This window comes from Alcaligenes sp. SDU_A2 (assembly GCF_038237375.1).
Classification (GTDB): domain Bacteria; phylum Pseudomonadota; class Gammaproteobacteria; order Burkholderiales; family Burkholderiaceae_B; genus Alcaligenes.
This window is the reverse complement of record NZ_CP151273.1, coordinates 345,408-368,777: the sequence shown is the minus strand read 5'-3', so window position 1 is coordinate 368,777 and position 23,370 is coordinate 345,408. Positions and strand designations below refer to the sequence as shown.

The following is a 23,370-nucleotide window of genomic DNA, read 5'->3' as shown; positions in this document are numbered from 1 at the left end:
TTTTACGTTACCGCATAGGCAGGCTCGAGCCTTTGAAGTTAGCCTTCTTGAGCAGCGAGTCGTATTGTTGTGACATGACATAGGCTTGGGCCTGTGCCATGAAGTCCATGGTTACTACAACAATAATCAGCAAGGATGTGCCGCCAAAATAGAACGGTACATTCCAGCGCATTTGCAAGAACTCTGGAACCAGGCACACCAAGGTGATGTAGATCGCACCGGCCAGGGTCAGACGCATCAAGATCTTATCGATATAACGCGCTGTCTGGTCACCGGGACGAATACCTGGGACAAAAGCCCCGCTCTTTTTCAGGTTGTCTGCTGTTTCGCGGCTGTTGAACACCAGAGCCGTGTAGAAAAAGCAGAACAAAATGATCAGCGCGGAGAACAGAGTGATGTAAAGCGGCTGACGAGGAGACAAAGCTGCTTCGATTTCACGCAGCCAGCCCAGACCGGGCGTGCTGGAAAACCAATTGGCAATTGTCGCGGGCAGCAAAATGATGGACGAGGCGAAGATCGGAGGGATCACGCCAGCCATATTCAGCTTGAGCGGCAAATGCGAGCTTTGACCACCATAAATACGGTTACCTACCTGACGCTTGGCGTAGTTGACCGTAATACGACGCTGACCACGCTCGACAAAGACGACGAAGTACGTGACGGCGGCTACTAAAACGAGGATAAACAGTGCCGACAGAATCGACATGGAATCCGTACGCACCAGATCCAGCATGCCGCCCAGTGCATTAGGCAAGCCTGCTACGATACCGGCGAAGATCAGAATAGAGATGCCATTGCCCAGGCCCCGCTCAGTGATCTGCTCGCCCAGCCACATGACGAACATGGTGCCGGTTACCAGCGTAACCACTGTAGTGAAGCGGAACAACATACCTGGATCGATAACCAATCCGGGTTGCGATTCCAGAGCGATGGAGATCCCGACCCCTTGGAACAGTGCCAGAAACACGGTTCCATAACGGGTGTATTGCGTGATCTTGCGACGACCAGACTCACCCTCTTTTTTGATTGCTTCCAGCGAGGGCACCACAGCGGTCATCAATTGCATGATGATGGACGCCGAGATGTAGGGCATGATTCCCAGTGCGAACACCGAGAATCGCTCCAGAGCACCACCGGAGAACATGTTAAACAAACCCAGAATACCACTCTGGTTTTGAGTGAACAGTTCGGACAAGGCATCAGGATTGATGCCTGGTACCGGAATGTGCGTACCCAAGCGGTAGACAATCAGGGCGAGCAACAGGAAAACGAGACGACGTTTTAAATCGCCGTAGCGCGGACCCGATTTACTCTGTGCCTGAGCTTTTGCCACCGTGACCCCTTTTTATTCCAGCGAGCCGCCGGCTGCTTCGATCGCGGCGCGAGCGCCGGCCGTAGCATTGATGCCTTTCAGCGCAACTTTACGGGAAAGTTCACCAGACTTGATGACTTTGGCGTAACGCACCATTTGGCCAACCACGCCGGCCTGCTTCAGGGCCTGGACGTCGATGACTTCGGCATCCAGCTTCTGCAGTTCGGACAGGCGCACTTCGGCATACAGGTGACCGTCCAGCGTGGAAAAACCACGCTTGGGCAGACGACGCTGCAAAGGCATCTGACCGCCTTCAAAGCCGACTTTGTGGAAACCACCGGAGCGGGACTTCTGGCCTTTGTGGCCACGACCGCCGGTTTTGCCCAAGCCGGAACCCACACCGCGACCAACACGACGTGCTGCGTGCTTGGCGCCGGCGGCGGGCTTGAGATTGTTCAATTGCAATTCAGACATCCCGATTCCTTTCAGGCTTCCGAGACCGTAACCAGATAATCCACCTTGCGGATCATCCCACGAACCTCAGGAGTATCAACCAATACACGGCTGGTGTTGACTCGGCGCAGACCCAGGCCGCGAACGGTGTCGCGGTGGCTTTGCTTGGTGCCGATGACCGAACGCACCAGCGTTACTTTGATTTGTTTCTGTGCCATGACTTACCCCAGAATTTCTTCGACCGTCTTGCCGCGCTTGGCAGCAATGTCAGCCGGTGTCGAGCAGGCACGCAGACCGTTCAATGTAGCGCGAACCATGTTGTATGGGTTGCTGGAACCCAGGCTCTTGGCTACGACGTTGCGTACGCCCATCACTTCGAAGATAGCGCGCATTGGGCCACCGGCGATAACGCCAGTACCTTCGGCCGCAGGCGAAATCAGAACGGTGGAGGCACCGTGCTTACCAACGACGGTGTGGTGCAGCGTACCGTTCTTCAGAGGCACCTTGATCAGACCACGACGGGCCTGTTCCATGGCTTTCTGAACGGCCACGGGCACTTCGCGGGCCTTGCCCTTGCCCATGCCGATGCGACCATCGCCATCACCAACCACGGCCAGCGAAGCAAAGCTCATGGTACGACCGCCCTTGACGACTTTGCTGACGCGGTTGACCGCAATCATTTTTTCTTTCAGGCCATCATCGCGCTCTTGCTCTGGAGCCTGTCTGCCTTGTGCTTTAGCCATTTGATAATTCCTTTAGAATTTCAAGCCGGCTTCACGCGCGGCCTCGGCCAGCGCTTTCACGCGGCCATGGTAACGGAAGCCCGAGCGGTCAAAAGCAACCGACTCGATACCCGCGGCCTTCGCCTTTTCGGCGACGCGCTTGCCAATGAGGCTGGCGGCCGCAACGTTGCTTCCAACGGCCAATTCTTTGCGAACCTCGGCCTCGACAGTGGAAGCACTGACCAGAACGCGGTCGCCTTCGGGCGAGATGATGCTCGCGTAAATATGCGTGTTCGTGCGGTGCACCGCCAGGCGGTGTACACGCAGCTCGGCGATCTTGCGGCGAGTAGCCACTGCACGACGCATACGGGATTGTTTCTTGTCCATGATTCGTCCTTGCCTGCAGGCTTATTTCTTCTTGGTTTCCTTGAGGATGACGCGCTCGCCGACGTAACGCACACCTTTGCCCTTGTAGGGCTCGGGTGGACGATAGCCACGAACTTCTGCGGCAACCTGACCAACGACCTGCTTGTTCGAGCCCTTGATCACGATTTCGGTCGGAGTGGGGCACTCGGCTTTAACGCCTTCAGGCAGTTCGTGCACGATATCGTGCGAGAAACCAAGCTGCAGCTTCAAGGCATTACCCTGGACCTGGGCACGAAAGCCCACGCCAACCAGGCTCAGCTTGCGTTCGAAACCGGCGCTGACGCCAACAACCATGTTGTTGACCAGTTGGCGCACGGTGCCGGACATTGCGTTTGCGTGACGGGTTTCGTTCGCAGGCGCAAAAGACAGCTGACCGTCTTGAAGCTCGATGGTGACATCGCCAGTCAGAGCCTGAGCCAGGGTGCCCAGTGGGCCCTTGACCGTGATCTGATCGGCGGCAATGGTCGTTTCTACGCCCTTGGGCAGCGAAACGGGATACTTAGCAACGCGTGACATATGATGTTCTCCTTATGCCACGTAGCACAGCACTTCGCCACCGACGCCGGCTGCACGTGCTTTGCGGTCGGTCATCACGCCACGCGAGGTGGACACGATGGCAACGCCCAAGCCGTTCATGACTTGAGGAATGCTGGTGCTGCCTTTGTAGATACGCAGTCCGGGGCGCGACACGCGGTCGATGCGCTCGATGACTGGCTGGCCGGCATAGTATTTCAGGGTGATTTCCAGCTCGGGCTTGGCTTGCTCGCCAGCGATGCGGAAATCTTCGATGTAGCCTTCGTCTTTCAGCACAGCAGCAATGGCTGCCTTCAGCTTCGAGGAGGGCATGCTGACCGACGTTTTGTTGACCATCTGCGCGTTACGCACGCGGGTCAACATATCGGCGATTGGATCGCTCATGCTCATGTGTATTTCTCCTACCAGCTGGCCTTGGTCATACCGGGGATCTCGCCGCGCATTGCCATTTCGCGCACTTTATGGCGAGTCAAACCGAATTTCTTGAAAACACCACGTGGGCGCCCGGTGATAACGCAACGGTTGCGTTGACGGGTTGGATTCGCGTTGCGCGGCAGTTGCTGCAGCTGCAGGCGAGCCTGGTAGCGTTCTTCGTCAGACTTGGACTGGTCGTCAATGATCGCTTTCAGTGCGGTGCGCTTGGCGGCGAATTTCTCGGCCAGCTTGACGCGCTTGATGTCGCGATTGATGAGGGAAAGTTTAGCCACGTTGCGCCCCTTAGTTGCGGAACGGGAAGCTGAACGCGCTCAGGAGCGCCTTGGCCTCTTCGTCCGTCTTGGCAGAAGTAGTGATGCTGATGTTCAGACCACGCACTGCGTCGATTTTGTCGTACTCGATTTCGGGGAAAATGATTTGCTCTTTTACCCCCATGTTGTAGTTGCCTTGACCGTCAAACGCACGGCCCGACACACCACGGAAGTCGCGCACGCGTGGCAGGGCCACAGCGATCAGGCGATCCAGGAATTCGTACATGCGTTGACCGCGCAGGGTCACCATACAACCGATCGGGTAATCTTCGCGAATCTTGAAACCGGCAATAGCTTTGCGGGTTTTGGTGACGACAGGCTTCTGACCAGCAATCTTGGTCATGTCGGACACCGCATTCTCGATGATCTTCTTGTCAGCAACCGCTTCCGAGACGCCCATGTTCAGGGTGATCTTGGTGATGCGGGGTACTTCCATGCTGCTTTTGTACTCGAACTGCTTTTGCAGATCGGCAACCACTTTTTCGCGGTAGAAATCTTGTAAACGTGCCATGTTATGCGCCCCTTATGCCTTGGCGCCAACAGCTTTGCCGTTGGAACGATAAACACGCGTCTTCTGACCGTCGATCACCTGGATGCCAACGCGGTCGCCCTTGCCGGTCTCGGGGTTGAACAGAGCAACGTTCGAGATGTGGATGGGCATGGTCTTGTCGACGATACCGCCTTGCGTGCCAGCCATAGGATTGGCTTTAACGTGTTTTTTGACTACGTTGATGCCTTCCACGATGACGTGGTCTGCATCGACGCGTTGCAATACGGTGCCACGGCGTTTTTTATCGCGGCCGGTCAGCACGACGACTTCGTCGCCTTTACGAATTTTTTGCATTTTTTCGCGCTCCTTACAGCACTTCGGGAGCCAGAGACACGATCTTCATGAACTTCTCGGTACGCAGTTCACGCGTCACGGGTCCGAAGATACGGGTGCCAATGGGTTCCAGCTTGGCGTTGAGCAAAACGGCGGCATTGCCACCGAAACGAATCAGCGAACCGTCTTTACGGCGCACGCCCTTAGCGGTACGAACCACTACAGCGTTGTAGATTTCGCCTTTTTTGACGCGTCCGCGCGGGGCCGCTTCTTTAACGGTAACTTTGATGACGTCACCGATAGCGGCATAACGGCGCTTCGAGCCGCCCAGCACCTTGATGCACATTACGGAACGCGCACCTGTGTTGTCGGCCACGTCCAGCGTGGTCTGCATTTGAATCATGATTTTTCCTGTTCCAACTTAATTGCAGCGATCCAGCCAAAATGACCGGGCCACACAACCAGTTTTGGTCCCGTCAGATTCGGTCCAGCCAGTTCGATACCGTAAACCCGATCTCGATCTGGTCCGGCAAGCCGAACCCTAGGTTGAAATCTTGCGAGAGACAAAACGTGTATTACCCGCTTTTTCGCTTCTTTACGCAGATTTTAGGCTTGAACCTACAACCAGCGGCAAAGACAAATAGCCAAGTAAGCGTACGATTTTACGGCAAAAGTCTTAGTCTGGCAAGGGCTTAGTACACTTATCCCCATCTGTGGCGCATGCGGCACAGTCGTGCTCGGCAACTAACCCAAACTTTTCAGCCAAGCCGTTTCCGATTCGCTCAGCGGCGTCTGAATATATCGCTCGGGAATTTCCCAGATCAAGACCGAGGGCCAAATGCGCTGCTCTTGGCCCGGCTCCAGATAAGCCTGCATCGCTTGCGACATGCCGCCGCCGTCGCGAGCCAGATTAATGATGGGCAAGGCCAGACTTTGGCTTAGAAACCCTTCAAAATCAGCCGCATGCGAAAAAGAGGTACCCACCAGGACAACCGGCGGTCGAACACTGTCTCCGAACAGCTCGGCGGCCAGGTCCTGGTCCGTTTTTTCCGTGGACACGATGCTGGCATGGCGAAAACGCACCGGGGTTTCCACATCGGGAGCCGGCAGCCAGCGAACCGCCAAACTGTCCAATCCTGCCAGCCGGATCAGATCGCCCGCCCGTTCCCGAGGCGGATCAGCCAAGGCCTGGCTCTGAAGCTCTGGCGCAGGCAGCACGCCGGCTGTTCGCAAGGCATGCGCCACGTGTTGGGCGGCTGCCGCGGCCCCCGCCTGGGTCCAGTGCGAATCCAGTCGCCAATACACGTCCTTGCCCTGCCCGGCCAACTGCGCCAACGGCTGTGTGGCATCCACCACCCGGACACCCTGGCTGCCCAGCGCCGCGTTCCAGACCGACAGTCGTTGACGATAGCTGGCCGGTCTGGGCAACCCGCACCCGGCCTGCGCAACGATACGGCTTTTATCAGGCACCATTAATACAATCAATGACACCTGGTGCTGGCTCAATGCGCGGGCCACGTTGCCGACCATCTCAACGCGTTGACGCATATTGACCTCGGGCCGAGCCGCCGCCTGTATTTCTTCCTGCAAAAACAGCCACCCCTCGCAACCCTGACGGACCTGCACGCCATAACTGCCAGCCAGCAAGTACGCGCCTTGGCGATGCCAGCGCGCCCAGGATTCCAGTGCAGCGAGCTTAGGCAAAGAATGATTCAACTGGCTAGCCAATGCGCCGCTGCGCAAACGCTCCGGCCAGCCTGCTTGCCACAATGCGTCAAACCGCCCTTGCAATGCGCCGGCCACGATCAGGGCCAGCCCCAGAAACAAGATCAGCAAAAACAAGCCCAGGTCCCAAGGCCGGGTACGGGTCGTTGATGAGGGCTCGGAAATGGCCATATCCGTCAAAACTGAAAATAAAGGAAAGGCACGCTTTGCCGGCTAAGCACAAAGCCCAGTGACAAGCCAAACAACACGACGGGCCACGCCTGCCGGACAAGCGCAAACACCCGCGTTCTGCTCCAGTCACCCGACAGGCTGCGCTCCGGTCGCAAAGCCAACCATAAGCCAAGGCCCAGCGCCAGCGCATGCCAGTAGCGCCACGTAGTCATCGTGACATCGCTGATCTGCCATCCCGCCAGTCCCAACTGGGCGCGATAAAACACCGCAGCCGTGTGCAGATCCGGACTGCGAAACACGGTCCAAGCCATAAAGACAAACAGCAAGGTCAGGCCTTGCCCCAGCCATGCCGGCAGCCGCCAGGGGCTGTGGCCCCACGCTTTGGCCATCGCCTGCGCCACCCCATGCGCAATGCCCCACAACAGAAAATTCACGCTGTCACTGCCATGCCATAAGCCGCCGATCGCCATGACCAGCAACAGATTCACATAGCCCCGCCAGGGCGCAACGCGACTGCCGCCCAATGGGATATAAAGATAATCGCGTATCCAGGTAGACAGGGAGATGTGCCAACGTCGCCAAAACTCCTGGATGGAACGGGCACTGTAGGGTTGGCGAAAGTTTTCCGGGAAGTGAAAGCCCAGCATCAGCCCTATGCCGATGGCCATGGCACTGTAGCCGGCAAAATCAAAAAACAGTTGAACAGAATAAGCCAGACAGGCCAGCCAGGCATCGACAAAGCTGGGGGCCGGCAAGGCGAACAAAGCATCGACCAGGGGCGAGAGCGTATCGGCGATCAACACCTTCATGCTCAGGCCGATCATGAAGCGACGCGCCCCTTGCTGCAGACCGGACAGCGTGAACGGGCGCTGCAGCAGCGCGGTCTGCACCCAGTCGTATCGCAGGATAGGCCCGGCAATCAACTGGCCGAACATGGCGATGTAGGTGGCAAACAGCAGCAAGCTGCGCTGCGCGCGCACCTGCCCACGATAGACATCGACCAGATACGAGATGACCTGCAAAATAATAAAAGACAGGCCGATCGGCAAGGCCACGCGATGCCACTGCGGCGGCAAATGCCCTTGCCACAGTTGCCACTGCCCATAGGCATGAGCCAGCAAATTTGCGTACTTGAACCAAAACAGAATGGACGCATTGACAGCAATCAATGCCCCCAGCAGCCAAGGGCCGCGACGGCGTGTTTCAAGCAACAGACCGCCCAGCCACGCCAGAACAGTCAAACCTAGCATCAGCAGGGTGAAGGCCGGACTCCACCAGGCATAAAACAAATAGCTAAACCCCAGCAGCGTCCCGTTCCTGAATCGGACCGGACTGAGTGCATAGCACGCCAGAAACAGCGGAAAAAACAGGAACAGGAATTCAACGGAGGTAAATACCATACAAGCGGCGCGGTCAGTCCTGCATGCCGTCCTGCAGCCAGAGCGCCTGGACTGCGCTCTGGGCGGATTCGTAGACAATGACGCTATAGCGTTCGCCCGCTTGCAGCAAACCAGATGCTGGTAAAGCTATGGGGGCACGACCATCTTCGCAAGCGACAGCCAGGGCCAATTGAGCCGGATTGATCTGACGACGCGCCAGTTTGCCGGGTACCACACCCTGGACCAAACGCAGATCCCGACCCTGTACGCTCAGGCTGGCCTGGGAGCAGGTCGTGGCGGCGTTATACAAAGTAACGGACGCTTTGGCCGCATTGAAATCGTCGACCGGGTCCAGAAAACGAGACACCTGACTATCAGCCGCCTGCTTTGCGGGCAACACAATAGTCAAAAACTGGCCTTCGGCAGGTTGGTCCTGCAGGGTAAGGCGCTGTGCCCCCATCATGATCACGCCGTCAAGCGGGTGGCCCGCCCGCACAGGCTGAAACGCGGTTGCGCTCTGCCCTGCCAGCACCACGCTATCTTTGCCCAGTTGCGCCGAATGCTCTGCGGTGTTGACAAAACGCACGTAAGCCGTCGGTTCGTCAGGTCCGGTGCTGTACAGGCTGGGTGCCGCTTGCACACCGCCCAGGCCCAGCAGGCTGAGGAATAAAACACGCAAGGACAGAATCATTTTTTCTCCGCCACATCCGCCGTCAACTGCTGGGCAATCGCTTTGCCCCACTTGGCATAGCCGCTGGCGGTAAAGTGCTGTCCATCGGTTGTGGCCCACTGGCCGGGTTTGGACATGTCCAGCGAATTAATGTAGTGGCACGGGGCCACGTTCTGCTGCAAGAAGTCCGACACTTCCTGAACGCGGGCAAAGGTCTTTTTGTAACGGCCGCCTTCCGTTCCCCAGGCCGGACCCACCCACACGCACTTGGTCTGGGTCGAAGCGATTTCCTTAGTCAGCGCAGTCACACTCTTCCAGGCCCAGGCTTTGGGAAAAACACCCTTGTCGTACCCCGCCATCGCATCGCCCATGACCACAATGACCATGTCTGGCTTGACCTGACCGATCAAGTCCTTGATGGGACGAGTCTGAGTATTGTTGGGCAGAATGCTTAGCCTGTTGTTTTCGATGCGCTCTGCCGCTCCGCACGTACCGGGGGTTGGCTTGAGCCAGTCCCCGGCATTGGTGCCGCACACCCCGAAAGTATGGACACTGGCACCTTGCGCCTGCAACTCGTTGTGCAGTGTGTCGATCAGATAGTTGCGGTTAGTCAGATGGCTGTCGCCAATCACCAGAATGGTAAGACCGGTCAAAACGGAAGCTAACATGGTATGTCTACTCTAATGACTATTGAAATTTGCCTCCGTAGGACTCGCCATACGGAGATGCATACGGCACCAAGGGCAGATCGGCAGCCCGGCGCGTTTGCTGGTCAAAATAGTATTTCAGATAAACGCCGCCAATCCATTGACGATAATCACCTGATTTGTCGATTCCTAGGTGTCCGCCCAAAATCATGCCGGGAGTGAAGTTATATTCGGCACCAAAATTCAGATTGTAGGCCAAGCCTGTCTTGGACTGACCGGCGTAAAAGCCGGGATTCTTGGCGGCCAGCTCATCCATAATCTGCTGATCGGTAAAGCCAGATAAGGCTTTCAAGCGTCCCAGTTCGTCCTGCACGGAACGCCCCGCCACCAGATCGGCCGGATCTTCCTTGAAATGTTGCAAGGACAGCGAGCCGGACACCTTGAATGTCAGATCCTCTACCGTGCGCGACCAGTTGAACGGCACGCCCACGGTGAACGAAGTCTGGGGACTGAAGTAACCGCCATGACCAGGGGTGAAATAACGCAGATTCTTGGAATACGAGGTGTAGTTCAGATTCAGACCCGTCGTAAACAAATGATCGGGCTCGTTGATCAAATGCACATACATGCCCGTATTGACCTCGATACGCCGGTTCGATTCCACATTCTTGCCATTCAAGGCATGAGCACCGACCGAACCATAAAAACCAGAATCACCCAGATCCTTGCTGATATCCACGCGCGCGCCGGTGGCCATGACCCCGCCCTGCACTTCGCCATTGATCTTGGTGCCCGCAAACGACATCACGCTGTCGGTCACCGGACGCGTGGACACATTGACGCCCATGCGCACCGAACCGTCGCTATTGACAGCGCCTTCGTAGCCGATCCCGCCGGTAAACGAGGTTTTGTTAAAGCCCAGCGGCGTCACGCCCAGATCCAGTTTTAAGCCCTGTAGCTCGTATCCCACGGCCAGGCCCACGCCGGTCTGGCTGGTACCCATTTCCTGATCCAAAGCGCGACTGTTATCCGTACCCAGCGTATAGGCCACTTTGCCTGAAAACGTACTCTCCAAAAACCGGGGTTGGCTAAAACTGCCGCTATCTACAAACACCGGCGTGGCACGCACAAAAGCCTTGCCGTCACCCACGGCAAAACGCGCTTCGATGGGCGTTTGCACATCATCCAGACGGCTGGTGCCGCTGTCGCCGGTCCGGGAACGGTACACAGCGCCAGCCTTTAACTCCGGTGAGCGGTCCTCGTCGATCAGCGCCAGCTCCGCCTCCAGGGGAGACAACGGCGCAGCGCCATATCCAGGCTGACGCGCATTGGCCGCGAACGGCAAAGGCGCAGCGGCCGCTTGCGCCCGGCCATACGGGTTCTGGGCGACAGGCAAGGCGGGTGCCGGCAAGCCGGATGCCCTGGTCGGTGCAGCACGACCGGCGGGCGCGCCCCAGGCGGGCGCTGCGCCATAACCAGGCGCCGCCGCAGCCGCTGGAGCCGGCCAGGCGGCAGCCGCAGCGGCCGCCCCCGCAACCCCTGCGGCTCCCGCCGCAGGCACGGCAAAGGTCTGCGGCCCTGTGCGAGCGGCGCGCTGGCCCGGCATGCCAACAAAAGGATTACCGCCTGCTCCGACCGGAGGCAAAAAAGCGCCCGTGGCCGAATAGCTGCGCGAATCCGATTCCTGCAAGGCCACCGCATGCCTGAGCAGCTTCTGTGCCTTGGCTGTCTTGCCCTGCACTCGATAAATACCCGCCGCCGAGGTCAACACCTGGATATCGTCGGGAGCCAGCGCCACGGCAGATTCGGCCGCCTGGTCGGCGTACTTGAAATCGCGCAGCTGGTTGGCCACCAAGGCCGCGCCGATGAACAGATCCGGACTGCTGGAGTTCTGCTGCAACAGATGCTGGTATATGCCCAGCGCCTGGCGGGCATCGCCCGCCGACGCATACATGCGCGCCAAGGCCGCCAAGGCCTGTTCGTTATTCGGATTCTGGGCCAATACCGGCGAAATCACATCGTAAGCTGCCACCAGGTCGCCCTGCTCACGCAGGGACTCGGCCTGGCGTATCGACTGCGTGTCGTGCAGATTGCGCAGGGTTTTCTGCTGCTCGGGGCTGAGCTGGCGACCATCCAGGCTGCGCAGCACGCCCATTGCCTCTACATCCTGCTGAGTACGGAACAACAGACCGGCGTACTGCAGCATGACATCAGGGTCGGGGGTCTTGCTGCTGCCCAATTGCTGGCGAATCAGTCCCAAAGCACGGGCGCTGTCGCCCGCGTCGGCATACGCCGCCGCGACCGCCGTGGACAAGCCCGGATTATTGGCTACGACCGGTGCCAGCTCATCCAACACGGCCGCCGCTTCCAAACCCCGACCCTGCTTGCCCAGGGCCGATGCATACTTGATGCGCACCTGGACCGTGACGTCACGCTGCAAAGCCTTGATCTCGGGCGTCGCCAGATTAGGCGGTATACGGCTAAGCGCCTGCTGCGCCCCTTCCCAATCCTGTTGCTGGCTGGCAAAGATAGCCGAGGTATACAGGGCATCCACGTTGTAGGGATCGGTCAGCAACATGCCATCGATCAGACCACGGGCCTCTTTGGGGTAACCCGATTCGTTATAGATCTGCGCCAGCTCCAGACGCACCCAGGCGTTGGACGGATCGGCCGCCATGGCCTGCTCCAGCGTGGCGCGGGCCGAAGCCAGATCGCCACGCGCCCGCTGCGCCTTGGCCAGACCGGCAGCATACAGTCCTTGCAATTTGGCGCGACCACCCGCCGCTTCCTGCTGCTTAGGTGTCAGACTCTCGACCATCTGGCGGGCCTTGTCCACCTGATTGGACTGTGCATACACCTGCACCAGCCCGGTGATCGCTTCGGCATTATTGGGGTCGCGCTGGTACGCCGTGCGATACAAAGACTCGGCACGTCGCATATCCGAACGCGCCACGGCCAGACGGGCCTGGGCCAACACGGCAGAGGATTCGTTCGGTTGGAGACGGCGGGCTTTTTCCAGCAACGTCGCCGCCTGCGTATTATTGCCAGCGCGCATGGCCTGATTCGCTTGCTCGACGGCGACCCAATATTGGGCTGTATCGTAAGCCTGCTTCCAGTCCCGTGGCCGGGCGCGATGGGCCTGGGCCAACAGATCCGCCGCTTCCTGCATGCGTCCCTGGCGCATGCGCACCACACCCATTGCCCCCAAGGCATCGGGTTGGGTGGGCCGCTCGGCCAGGATGACCTGCAATTGCGATTCGGCTATGGGTAGGTCGCCTTTATCCAGATGCTGCATGGCCGTACGCACACGAGCAGCGTAGGGGTCGGCAGCCGCCGGAGCAGGCGTGCTGGCCGCTGCGCGTCGTGCCTGGCTGATCGCCTGAGTCTGTGCATTAAGCTGGGCCCGTACGGTTTCGTCGTCCGGATGCTTGGCCAGATAGGCTTCCAGCAAAGGGCGGAACTCTACTTTGGGTGGGGTGCCGAGCCACGTCAACGAATCGCGCCAGCTTTCCGCGGCGTCGCTGCCGATATCGGCACGCGCCGACAAACGCTCCAGCATTTCTATGCCCTGGGCACGCGTGGGTTCGTTGCGGGCCAGATGACGCGCCAAGGGCAACTGAATACGCGGATTGTTAGGCTGTGCCGCCCGCAAGCGCTCCAGCCCTTTGATGGCTTCGAGCATGCCGTCGTGGCTGGTATAGCCCAGATAGGTGTAGTACTCCAGGCCTACTTCACCTTCGGGCGTGCGGCCGCCCAAAGCCTGCCGGTACAAAGGCAGTGCGCCTTCCAGGTCGCCTTCGGCCGCCACACGGCGCGCCTTTTCCAGGGCCGATGCGCTACCCGGAGCGCTCATGGCCAGATCCTGCTCCAACAAGACCACTTCGTTGCTGTTCGGCGCGGCTTTGCGCAATTGCTCCAGATAGGTGCGCGCCTTGGCCGTGTTCTTCTTGCGCAATTCGATCTGTGCCAGGCTGTAGAGCGCCTGGACATTATTAGGTTGCGCCTTCAGAACCTTGTTCCAGACATCGGCAGCCCGCTGAAAATCACCCCGCGACTGCCAATATTGACCCTGCTCCTGCAGCACCGTCAACGCATCGCCTTGCGCCTGGCTTACCAGGGGAAAGGCCAAGGCCAACATACATGCGACTAATTTTTTCGTGCCGGCAGACATGCCTTCTCCCACTGAGTCTGTAATTGCCCAGCCTCGTTGAATGTGTAATACCCTTGCGCCCAACCCATGCCGAACAGGCTGAGCACGACGTCGTAATAAGGCGGCTGTTTTTGTTGTGTGCGCAAGGGCTGAAAGGCTTCGCGCAATGCCACATTGACGCGTTCCGTTTGCCATTGAGTTTGATCGCGCTGTCCCAATGCAGAAAAATAAGGCACCAGCGCCGCCGAAAAACCAAATGGCCCTTCGCCTTTGACGGCAGCGGTCTCGGTATTGACCGATTCAGGCGGCACCACACGTTGTTGTTCAGCCATGACGGCGGCCATACCACCCAGTGCCTGCAAGGTCTTGGCGGCCAGCGGGTCGCCAGCCGGCATCATGCCGGCCCACATATAGGTGCGAATGGCATCGTAGCTGCCCACCGGACCTTTCAGCGTATCGGTGACAAAGGCATAAGCACCTTTACTGGGCGCATACATATTCCAGTCGGCCGCAAACCCCTTGGGCGAGGCTTCCTGCAGAAAACGCAAGGTCGTCTCGGGCATGGCCTTCCAGGCCGGATGGCTGGACGCCTGCGCCAAGCGGCGCAACAACGGAATAGGCAGATAGCTGGCATTGAACTGCCAGACATTGCCGGGCCGGACAAAACTTTCACGCCCGGGCAACAACAGCGGTCCCAGATCGGGTAGATCGGCCACTTCCTGAGCTTCGATCAAAGCCAGCAAGGCCTGCGCACGTTGGATATAGGCATCGTCACCCCACAACCGTCCGGCTTCCAGCAAAGCGTAGACAAACCAGACATCCGCATCGGAGGCCGAATTGGCATCCAAGACTGTCCAGCCCCCTTTGCCGTCCGATCCCCATATCCAGGCCGGCAGGCGCTTGGACAGATCTCCGCCACCTAAATTGTCCACGCTCCAGGCCCACAGCTTGTCGAACATCGGCCTATCGTTGGCCAGCAAGGCAAAAAACATGCCGTACGACTGGCCTTCGGACGAGGTGTGTTGCTGCGGCGTGCTGGCATCGAGCACACGCCCGCTATCCTGGATGAAATGCGTTTTAAACTGCGCCCACAAAGGCCAGTCCACTGGCCCGCAGGCTGCTGCCACGGCAGCGGACAACGGCGTCAAGGCAAGCAAGGCGGCAGAGCAGGCGCGGCGCAACATCATGAACTCCTAGGTGGTCTGACGGGCGGCTTTGCGGCGCGCCAGCAAGCGACTAATCAAAAAGGCCAGCAGAATCAGGCCGAACAGGCCTGCAATCCAGGCCGAGCGCCACTTGCCCGCCGCCTCCCAGCCGTTGGCCAGTGTCCACTGAATACGAGTCCACAGATCCAGGCTGCCGACGGCGTACGTCTTTTCTGCCAGCAGGGCGTTAATTTTCTCACCCCTGACAATGACTACGCTACCCTTGATTCGTTCCTGATCCGGATGAATGCCCAACAAAGCATCAGTCACATCCTTCAACGCGTCCGAGTCCGTACCCGTCAGGGCCACCACGCTGCGCCCCGCATGCAAAGGCGACTCGAAGCCACTGATCAGACCGCTGCGGCCTTCGCTGCTGTATTGGATTTCGCTTTGCTGGTCCTGGATACGGTCGCGCGGATTAGGACTGACCCAATCGCTGGTGCGATACACCAGATCCGAAGTCCCAAACTGCTTTTTCTCGGCCGCGCCATATTCGGGCAGGTACTCGCCCCAGGCCCGTCGGATCGAATCGGCCGCGCCAATCAACAACACATCCTTATCGCCCGCTTTCTGACTTTCGCCCGCCTTGAGCACCACCACACCTGTTGCGGGATAGCCGGTGGACTCTCCCATGCGGCCCATGGTCGTCAAATAGGCGCTCAATTCGTTTTCATCGGGCGCATCGGACAGCACAACCGCCGTTTGACAGGTCGGCCATACGCGTGAAGGGGAAACCGGCGTCGCCGAACGCTTCCAGATCCGGCATTTCCAGATAATGGCTGCGACCCGAAATATCGATCGTGCTTTCCGGGTCGATCTGGCCGCGCACATTGTCCAACAGCACATCCTTGCACTCGCCTTGCTTGATGTAATCGTACATATACCGGAAGTTAAGCTCCGAACGATTCATCAGCTGGTACAACGGCACCTGGACAGACTGCTGCATGGGCAGCAACTCTCCCGGTGCGGCATCCGCGAAGGGACTGTTGCGCGCCTGCAACTGCGCCAGACCATACAAAGGGATGGACTTCAGAAAATGATCACCCACGCCGATCAACATGGACGAATTTACGCTGCCAGGCTGGGCAGAATAACGGTACTTGAGGTCCACATCCACCGGTGCCGCCTGCCAGGTAAACAAATCGGGCGGTAGACGCAGATTCATGCGGATAGCCGGGGAGTCGTAGCCGCGCACATCCAGGCGCTGGGCAGCCATGAACTCGCCAAATTTAACCGGTCGGGTGCTGTTGAGCCAACGCGGTGCGTCATACGGCACGCGCGGCTGCAACTGTGGCCCCTGACGGACCTGAGCATGGGCACCGGACAGAATCGAACCCCCCGTCACCAGAGTCTGCGCGGCCTGGCGCAACTGATCGCCATTGCGGGCGCTGATCACCAGCAGTTTGCCGTTCGGGTCCTGCGGATTAGCCAGCATGGTAATGCTGGCACCGTCGGCATCGGGAACCTCCAGGAGACCTTGCAGGTCATCGCGCAACGCCAGGACAATGCCATGTCCATGCTCGGGCAAGCTGCCCTGCCGGGCATGAAAACGCGCGCCGCGCTGATCCGCCAGCGCCCCCAGCCAGGATGCAATCATCCCGCCTGCCTCCAAGGCTCCTGCCTGCGCATTGCCTAGAAACACAATGGGCAGCTCCAAGCGGTTCACATCGCGCGCATCAAAAAAAGGCAAGGGCAGGATGGCCAGGTCGTCGGTCAAGGCGATCTTTTCGACATTCAGATTCAAGGTACTCTGATTGCTGACATTGGCCCACAGCGTGGAGTGCAAGGGGTCCTCGCACTCCAGCGTGTAATGGCCGATCAACTGTATGCGCAGTTGGTTGGACGCCGCGATCAAACGGGTGGGCAGCTCCACCTGGACGGTCTGTTGCCGGCCTGCATCCGCTTCAGTAACGGGTATGGTGTGTACGACCTCGTCATTGACCAGGATATTGATGTGCGAAAAATCCGCCAGCAAAGACGGCGAATAGCTGTAATGCAGCGTGGTGCGCGCACCCGTCACGACCTCGTCGGCACGCACATTGAAGAACACGCTGTCACTGCTGTCCACGCCACGCAAATTAAAAGGAAAGCGCGCACCCAACTGGCGAAAAGTAAACGTGCTGCCGGCAGGAGCCGCAAGCTGTTGCAAAGGTGCGGCAGCCTGGGCGATATCGGCCTGGGCAAGATCGGTGGGCTCCAGGGATTGGGCGATCGATTGCGCCCCTGCGCCCAACAGGCACGCTGTGAGCAAGGACAGAGAAAAACGCTGAAAAAATGGTTTCATGCTCACCACACTTATTCCGGATTCTGCGATGCATGGATACGCAGGCGACTACGAGCACGCGCGCGCAGACTGATATAAGCCAAAAGACTGGCCAAGGAAATACCGCCCATGAACATCAAGGCCAGCAACCAGGGCTTGCCGCCCAGGAAATGTTGCAAACCACGCCACCAGCCCAGGCTACCGGTGTTGTACTGGGTCTGCTCGGACAGCACCTGGACATCGCCCGCCGACAAGGCAACCATGCTGCCCTGCACCTTGGCTTCCAGCAAAGGATCGCGCAGCACCGGCAACAAATCTTCGCCCAGCTGGCTAGGCGCACTTAATACGACCACATTGCGCGACCGATTCAAGGGCGAGCGAAAACCGGTCACCAACACGCCCTTATCGGCCAGCGAATAGCCTGATGCCTGCTTGCCCGTCGGCACCGGCAACAGATCGGCCCACTGCTCCAGCAATGCGGCCGTCTTGCCGCCCGACAGGATCAGAATGTCTTTATCGGCCAGCCCCTGCGGAGACGACGGATTGACCAACAATTGCATGCGCGTCGCCGGATAACCCGTGGACTGTCCGATCTTGGCCATCATGCCCAAATAGGCCGGCAAATCGGCAGAAACGATATCATCCGACACCACCACGGCGGTCTCGGACAAGTCGGCCATCCGGCTAAATGGGAAACCGGCAGCCATGAAAGCACCCGCATTTGGCATGGCCAGAAAATGCGGCAGTCCGCTAAGATCGAGCATGGAGTCCGCGTCCAACGAGCTGCGGACATTGTCGACCATCAAATTCTCGCAATCTTTCAAAGCGGGCAACGGATACTGAAACGAGAAGCCCAAGGTGGCGCGCGTCGCCAGCAAGTCCAAGGGCAAGTGAATGGCCCGCTCCGTCAACGGTAGGCTGTCTATACCGGCCAGACTCCGGAAACTGGTGGCGTGTTGATCGAAATCCAAACGCGCCACCGGCTCGTAGTTCACATCGACCGCCAGATAGGCGGAAGGGCCGCTGACCGGCATGGATGGGCGATACCGCAACACCATCGGCACCCGCTGATCCAGCCAGGGATACAAATCAGGCGGCAAGCGCAAAGACACACGAATAGGCTCGGGGCGATAACCCGACACTGTCATGGCGGGGCTATCCACCAACTCGCCGAACTTGACCGGGCGATCACTGGGCACCCAATTAGGCGCATCGTAAGGCCGGCGCTCCTGCGCGTTAAATACCAGACCGGAGGCCACAGGGCCACTCAAGGCATCGCTGCCCGTCACCAGGCTGCGCGCCGCTGTCAGCAATTCCTGATCGTTGGTGCCACTGACCAGCAAAACCTTACTGATCCCATCATTGGGATTTTCTTTCATCAGTAGCGTAGGGCCACGCACGGCTCCTGCCGCCAGTTCACCGGCCTGACCGGCGGTAGCCAGAACAATGGCCGCGCCCTGCTCGGGCAATTCGTCCCGAACCACAAAATCCACGCCCCGGTAGCTGCCCAACGCCCCCAACCAGGACGCCACCACGCCCGCGGCCTGCACCGCATCCTGGCTACGCTGCGGTATCACCAATGTAACGTGCAGCGGCCGGCTGTCCCGGTGATCAAAAAACGGTGCCGGCAACACGGCCAGATCGTCGGGCAGGCGGCGCGGCTCGACCGTGAAATCCAGGAAAGACTGGTCATCGATGCGAGTCCAGAGCGACTCGTGCAAAGGGTCTTCGCACGACAAGGTGTAATGGCCGATCTGTTGCAGTTGCAGCTGATTGAGCGGCTGCAACTGGGCCACCGGAATCTCTACCTCGTAGTCTTGCTCTTTGGCCCCCTGCTCCGCCTTAAATGGCAAAGTCTGTATGACCAGACCGTTCAAACGTACATTCAAGTGCGACAGCTTGGGCAGCATGGCCTCGGAATGGCGCAATTTCAATCGCAGGCGCAGCGAGCGCACCGTTTCGTCCTGCCGCACCCCGAACCAAAGCCCACCCCAACCATCCACCCCCCGCAAGGTCATACTTTGCTGGTGCCCCAAGGCCTTGAAGTCGACCGAGTACGCACTGGCCTGGGCCGCTGCGCCGACCAACAGCATCAACAGCAACGCCGCACAGCGTGCGGCGCAGACCTGGGTACACATACGCAAGAAAGCAATCATGCGCGCTCCGAGCCTGAAGAAGCCGACCGGTTACTGTCGCGCAACAGCCGCCAAGTCTCTCGACTCAGCACCCGAAATCCCTGCACACTAATGTTGGCAATGGCCCGCATGGCCATCAATGGCGAGTCGGGTGTCGCATCCGCCCAGGACAAGGCCCAGGTATCGGCGCGGGCAAAGGTGACTTTAGCCAGTTCAGCCTGCTGCTCGATGCTTAAATCCTCAAAGCGCAGCCCCAATTTGGTGCCCCGCATAAACGCCACCCGTGCCGGAAAGATCGCTTCTTCGTCATTGCGGAACACGCTGACCTGCAAGGACTCCCCCACCACCAGTGGCAACGGTGCCGGCAGCTCGATACCCAGGCCTTCCTGCGAAAAGTCCGTGGTCTGGCACGCATAGCGATAACCACTGCCCGTCTGCAGCGTGGCCGTCAGCTCGGCCGCTACGCGCGGCACGTTGCGGATTTGCTTGCGCTCGCCAGCCACGGCCACACTGGCACTGGAAATAACGATGTTATGCGTCGTCCAGGCCAGATTCATCAACAATGTCAGCACAATCGCCATATCATCCAAATGATGGAGCATAGTGACGATGCCCACGACAAAGCCCGCCACATTCAATAACAACAGGGCAATATATGGGCGCGACAAGGTCCAGTCGAAGTAATCTTCTTCGTTGGTGCCGCCCTTCTGGGTCACATTAAAGGTCGCCTTGTTGGGCAAGACCAGGGTCGCCAAGGTCGGACGCATGATGTACCAGGCCAGCACCGTCTCGTAGACCTCGTTCCAGAACGAATGGCGAAACTTGCCCTGCAACCGCGAGTTGGTCAGTTGCGCATGCAGAATATGGGGCAAGGCATAGGCCGCAATCAGCAGCGCCGACGATTTGAATACATGCGCGCCGAAAAACAGATACGCCAGGGGTGCCGTCAAAAAGACCAAACGCGGCAGGCCATAGAAAAAGTGCAAAGCAGCACTGGCATAGCAAATGCGCTGTGGCATGCTCAGGCCCTTGCCCAGCAAGGGGTTATGAGAACGAAAAATCTGCGCCATGCCGCGCGCCCAGCGTATACGCTGGCCGATATGGCGCGACAAGTTCTCGGTAGCCAGCCCGGCCGCCTGGGGAATGGCCAGATAGGCCGTGTTGTATCCCTTGCGGTTCATCTTCAAGGCGGTCAACGCATCTTCCGTGACGCTTTCTACCGCCACCCCGCCCACATCCAGCAGCGCCGAACGGCGCAACACCGCGCAAGAACCGCAAAAGAAGGTGGCATTCCACAGGTCATTGCCATCTTGCGTCAGGCCATAAAACAACTTGCCCTCGTTCGGCACCTTCTTGAACAAGGACAAGTTCTGCTCCAACGGATCGGGCGAGAAAAATACGTGGGGCGTCTGCAGCATGGCCAGCTTGGTGTCGCGCAGGAACCAGCCCATTACCACTTGCAGAAAGGAACGCGTGGGCACGTGGTCGCAGTCAAAGATCGCAACGTACTCGCCGTCCGTCACTTTCAATGCTTCGTTGATGTTGCCGGCCTTGGCATGTTTATTATTGGTGCGGGTGATATAGCCTATGCCCGCTTCGGCGCAGAAATCCTTGAACTCGGGACGATTGCCGTCATCGAGCACATAAATCTTGAAACGATGACTGGGCCAATCCTGTGACAGCGCCGTCAGCGCGGTCTGACGCACCACATTCAAGGGCTCGTTGTAGGTTGGAATAAAAATATCCACCGTCGGCCACAAGGCCGGGTCGGCCGGCAAAGGCACCGGCTTACGCTTCAGGGGCCAAGCCGACTGGAAATAACTAAGCAGCAGAACAGCCATGGCGTAGACTTCCGCCGCCAACAGCCCATAGCCAAAAAAGGCATCCACCGCATTATCGAACCCCAGCGTAGACGTAACCCGCCAATACATGTACCGCAGCGACGTCACAATGGAGATCCCGATCAGCACCAAACTGGCCAGACGACCTGTTGTCAGACGGTTGATGGCATAGGCAGCCGCAAAAGTAGTGGCGGCAAAAACCAGCTGGGTGACCAGGTCAAAGGGCGTCGTGATGACCAGCACGCACAAGGCCAGCCCTATCAGAGCCAGCAAGCCGCTGGCCACCGAGCCCAGATGCCATTCCGGCACTCCGTCCAGACGGGGCTTGTCATCCATGACAGGCGGCTTGATTTTCATGACCGCGCTCCTGCAACGTGCAGCCTGGCTAAGACTTCACGGGCACTAGCCTGGAAGTCGCGCACGGCTTCACTGTGTTCCATGTATTCAAAGACCGTCGTACCACAGGCCAGAGCCTCGGCAACAGCCGGATCGGCATGTATCCGACCCAACACCTGACCGGCCTGCGTCACATTGAGCAGTTGGGTCACATCGCTGGCCAAAGCCCGACTTCGGTCTACCTGGTTAATCAGTACGGCAGAACCCACAAAGCCCTGGGCCGGGTCACAGTACTGTTCCACCAATTCGTGCATTTGCGACAAGGTAATATACGAGCCCGCGTCGGCCAGCACGACCACCACCACGAAATTGGCCGCCCGCAACGCCTGCTTCAGGTAGACCGACGGGCCCGGCGGTGTATCCAGCACCACCAGGGTATTGGCCGGCAGCCCCATCTCGGACAGACGCTGCCGCAGCCAATCGGGCTCTTTCTGCAAAATAGACTCGAACTGCTCCCGCTCACTTTCCGAACAATGGCCATAAGGCAACATGACCACGCCTGACGGAGTGACCCCCGCCGGGCTGCCAGGCGCACGATTATCGACGGTCGCTTTGGCCATGCCGTCCTCGCGGCTTAATGCCTGATCGTGAAAATAATGAAAACGCAGCGCATTCTGCGGGTCCAGATCGACCGCCAACACCGGTCGACCCAGACGCGCCAGCGCCACTCCCAGATTGGCACTGACCGTGGTTTTGCCCACGCCGCCCTTAGCCGAAGCCACTGCAATTACATTCATTTTCTAAGTAAACGCTGAAAGAGTGACAATCCAGCCTCGTCACCCTGCGCGGGTTGAGCCGGCCCTTCCAGACGGGCAAATAATGTCTGTAGACCCACCGTCTGCTGCGTCACGGGCGCAACAGACGGTGCCGGAGGCACCTGCCTGAAGACCGGTTCCTGACGCACGGCAGGCTCGGGCTGAGCCATGCGCTTGAACAAACCAGATACGGGAGCATCGGCGCTCGACTGCGGTGCCTGCTTGCTTGCCGCGCCCGACAAGGCAGCCAGCGGCGAGACCTGCCCGGCAGGTAATGTCGGAGCAGGAGTGTCGCTATCGGATGGCCGATGACCATGCACCGTAGCCAATAAAGGCCAGCGGTCCAGACTGGCGCTCAATTGGTTGTCGGCCGCCAGATCACGATAGCCGCTAGCATCAGCGCCGATTTCGCCAAACAGATTGGATATGTCGTTGATTTTGCTCATAGGCGCTACTCCTTCTTTATCGGACGGCCATGCCTGACTTAGAGGCTCAGGCGGAAATCAATAAAACTGTGCTCGGGGTCCAACTCGGACTGCTGGCGTACCTGCAACGCCTGACCGGCTCCCAGGCTGGATAGCCATTGCTGATAGACGCCTTCCAGGAACGCCGGGCTCCAGGATTGTGCCTGGGCCCCAAATGCCTGTAGTAAAGGGGCGCAGAAATGGCGCAGCTCTAAGGACGACGACTGCTCCGTGAGCTCTACCCAACCCCAGTTGAACTCGGACCAGTAACGGTTGGCCGCTGCCTGGATATCTTTTACAGTGTTGCAGTCGGACAAAGGCATTTCGGCCCCGGCCCGCAGACCGATCTGTCGCATCAGCACACGCACGTCCTGAGCTGGCATCGCCTCGTTAAGTTCTTTGCCCAAGGCCTGCAGGAAAAATGCCCATTGATTCGAGCAGTTTTTGGCAGACAGATATGCGAGAACTGACGTTTGCTTGTTCATGATGACTCTCTAGGCTGTTCGGCGGATGTATCAACACGATACTGTAAAGCAGATACGTGTGATAAATG

General features: G+C 58.7%; 22 protein-coding genes and 1 pseudogene. All 23 read right to left on the bottom strand.

The window, feature by feature from the left end:
• Positions 1 to 7: 7 nt before the first annotated feature.
• The gene (gene secY, locus AADW57_RS01685) at positions 8 to 1,333 is read right to left on the bottom strand and encodes a preprotein translocase subunit SecY (protein ID WP_341668326.1); all 1,326 of its coding nucleotides are present in this window, start codon (positions 1,331 to 1,333) and stop codon (positions 8 to 10) included.
• Between the two features lie 12 nt (positions 1,334 to 1,345).
• A complete protein-coding gene (rplO, locus tag AADW57_RS01680; RefSeq protein ID WP_341668325.1) occupies positions 1,346 to 1,786 on the bottom strand; it encodes a 50S ribosomal protein L15 in 441 nt (146 codons plus the stop codon).
• An 11-nt stretch (positions 1,787 to 1,797) separates the two neighbouring features.
• Positions 1,798 to 1,983, bottom strand: a complete 186-nt coding sequence (rpmD, locus tag AADW57_RS01675; protein WP_003805366.1) for a 50S ribosomal protein L30 — start codon at positions 1,981 to 1,983, stop codon at positions 1,798 to 1,800.
• A 3-nt stretch (positions 1,984 to 1,986) separates the two neighbouring features.
• Positions 1,987 to 2,508: a 30S ribosomal protein S5 gene (rpsE, locus tag AADW57_RS01670; protein WP_316990896.1), complete on the bottom strand. Its 522-nt coding sequence runs from the start codon at positions 2,506 to 2,508 to the stop codon at positions 1,987 to 1,989.
• A gap of 12 nt (positions 2,509 to 2,520) precedes the next feature.
• On the bottom strand, positions 2,521 to 2,874 hold the full coding sequence (rplR, locus tag AADW57_RS01665) for a 50S ribosomal protein L18 (RefSeq protein ID WP_341668324.1): 354 nt from the start codon (positions 2,872 to 2,874) through the stop codon (positions 2,521 to 2,523).
• A gap of 21 nt (positions 2,875 to 2,895) precedes the next feature.
• The gene (gene rplF / locus AADW57_RS01660) at positions 2,896 to 3,429 is read right to left on the bottom strand and encodes a 50S ribosomal protein L6 (protein WP_341668323.1); all 534 of its coding nucleotides are present in this window, start codon (positions 3,427 to 3,429) and stop codon (positions 2,896 to 2,898) included.
• A 12-nt stretch (positions 3,430 to 3,441) separates the two neighbouring features.
• The gene (rpsH, locus tag AADW57_RS01655; RefSeq protein WP_341668322.1) at positions 3,442 to 3,837 is read right to left on the bottom strand and encodes a 30S ribosomal protein S8; all 396 of its coding nucleotides are present in this window, start codon (positions 3,835 to 3,837) and stop codon (positions 3,442 to 3,444) included.
• Between the two features lie 11 nt (positions 3,838 to 3,848).
• Positions 3,849 to 4,154 carry a 30S ribosomal protein S14 gene (rpsN, locus tag AADW57_RS01650; protein WP_341668321.1) on the bottom strand — a complete coding sequence of 102 codons (306 nt, stop codon included), beginning with the start codon at positions 4,152 to 4,154 and terminating at the stop codon, positions 3,849 to 3,851.
• Positions 4,155 to 4,164: 10 nt separating this feature from the next.
• The gene (gene rplE, locus AADW57_RS01645) at positions 4,165 to 4,704 is read right to left on the bottom strand and encodes a 50S ribosomal protein L5 (RefSeq protein WP_341668320.1); all 540 of its coding nucleotides are present in this window, start codon (positions 4,702 to 4,704) and stop codon (positions 4,165 to 4,167) included.
• Positions 4,705 to 4,716: 12 nt separating this feature from the next.
• Positions 4,717 to 5,037, bottom strand: a complete 321-nt coding sequence (rplX, locus tag AADW57_RS01640) for a 50S ribosomal protein L24 (RefSeq protein ID WP_341668319.1) — start codon at positions 5,035 to 5,037, stop codon at positions 4,717 to 4,719.
• A gap of 13 nt (positions 5,038 to 5,050) precedes the next feature.
• Positions 5,051 to 5,419 (bottom strand): 50S ribosomal protein L14, encoded by a 369-nt coding sequence (gene rplN, locus AADW57_RS01635; protein WP_153231433.1) that lies wholly within the window; start codon positions 5,417 to 5,419, stop codon positions 5,051 to 5,053.
• Between the two features lie 341 nt (positions 5,420 to 5,760).
• A complete protein-coding gene (locus AADW57_RS01630) occupies positions 5,761 to 6,912 on the bottom strand; it encodes an alginate O-acetyltransferase AlgX-related protein (RefSeq protein ID WP_341668318.1) in 1,152 nt (383 codons plus the stop codon).
• A 5-nt stretch (positions 6,913 to 6,917) separates the two neighbouring features.
• The gene (locus AADW57_RS01625) at positions 6,918 to 8,312 is read right to left on the bottom strand and encodes an MBOAT family O-acyltransferase (RefSeq protein WP_341668317.1); all 1,395 of its coding nucleotides are present in this window, start codon (positions 8,310 to 8,312) and stop codon (positions 6,918 to 6,920) included.
• A gap of 13 nt (positions 8,313 to 8,325) precedes the next feature.
• Positions 8,326 to 8,982, bottom strand: coding sequence for a hypothetical protein (locus AADW57_RS01620; RefSeq protein WP_341668316.1), 657 nt, complete (start codon positions 8,980 to 8,982; stop codon positions 8,326 to 8,328).
• Positions 8,979 to 9,629 (bottom strand): SGNH/GDSL hydrolase family protein, encoded by a 651-nt coding sequence (locus AADW57_RS01615; RefSeq protein WP_341668315.1) that lies wholly within the window; start codon positions 9,627 to 9,629, stop codon positions 8,979 to 8,981. The genes AADW57_RS01620 and AADW57_RS01615 overlap by 4 nt, the downstream gene beginning before the upstream one ends.
• Before the next feature lie 19 nt (positions 9,630 to 9,648).
• On the bottom strand, positions 9,649 to 13,779 hold the full coding sequence (locus AADW57_RS01610) for a cellulose biosynthesis protein BcsC (RefSeq protein ID WP_341668314.1): 4,131 nt from the start codon (positions 13,777 to 13,779) through the stop codon (positions 9,649 to 9,651).
• Positions 13,755 to 14,945 carry a cellulose synthase complex periplasmic endoglucanase BcsZ gene (bcsZ, locus tag AADW57_RS01605; protein WP_341668313.1) on the bottom strand — a complete coding sequence of 397 codons (1,191 nt, stop codon included), beginning with the start codon at positions 14,943 to 14,945 and terminating at the stop codon, positions 13,755 to 13,757. The genes AADW57_RS01610 and bcsZ overlap by 25 nt, the downstream gene beginning before the upstream one ends.
• Before the next feature lie 6 nt (positions 14,946 to 14,951).
• Positions 14,952 to 17,247, bottom strand: a pseudogene (gene bcsB / locus AADW57_RS01600) (cellulose biosynthesis cyclic di-GMP-binding regulatory protein BcsB).
• Between the two features lie 11 nt (positions 17,248 to 17,258).
• Positions 17,259 to 19,382 carry a cellulose biosynthesis cyclic di-GMP-binding regulatory protein BcsB gene (locus AADW57_RS01595; protein WP_341668312.1) on the bottom strand — a complete coding sequence of 708 codons (2,124 nt, stop codon included), beginning with the start codon at positions 19,380 to 19,382 and terminating at the stop codon, positions 17,259 to 17,261.
• Entirely contained in the window at positions 19,379 to 21,559 is a 2,181-nt protein-coding gene (gene bcsA / locus AADW57_RS01590) for a UDP-forming cellulose synthase catalytic subunit (protein WP_341668311.1), read from the bottom strand. The genes AADW57_RS01595 and bcsA overlap by 4 nt, the downstream gene beginning before the upstream one ends.
• Positions 21,556 to 22,335, bottom strand: coding sequence for a cellulose biosynthesis protein BcsQ (bcsQ, locus tag AADW57_RS01585; RefSeq protein ID WP_341668310.1), 780 nt, complete (start codon positions 22,333 to 22,335; stop codon positions 21,556 to 21,558). The genes bcsA and bcsQ overlap by 4 nt, the downstream gene beginning before the upstream one ends.
• Positions 22,332 to 22,799 carry a BcsR/BcsP family cellulose biosynthesis protein gene (gene bcsR / locus AADW57_RS01580; protein WP_341668309.1) on the bottom strand — a complete coding sequence of 156 codons (468 nt, stop codon included), beginning with the start codon at positions 22,797 to 22,799 and terminating at the stop codon, positions 22,332 to 22,334. Before bcsR ends, bcsQ begins: the two co-directional genes overlap by 4 nt.
• Positions 22,800 to 22,837: 38 nt before the next feature.
• Positions 22,838 to 23,302, bottom strand: coding sequence for a cellulose biosynthesis protein BcsD (gene bcsD / locus AADW57_RS01575; protein WP_341668308.1), 465 nt, complete (start codon positions 23,300 to 23,302; stop codon positions 22,838 to 22,840).
• Positions 23,303 to 23,370: the final 68 nt, after the last annotated feature.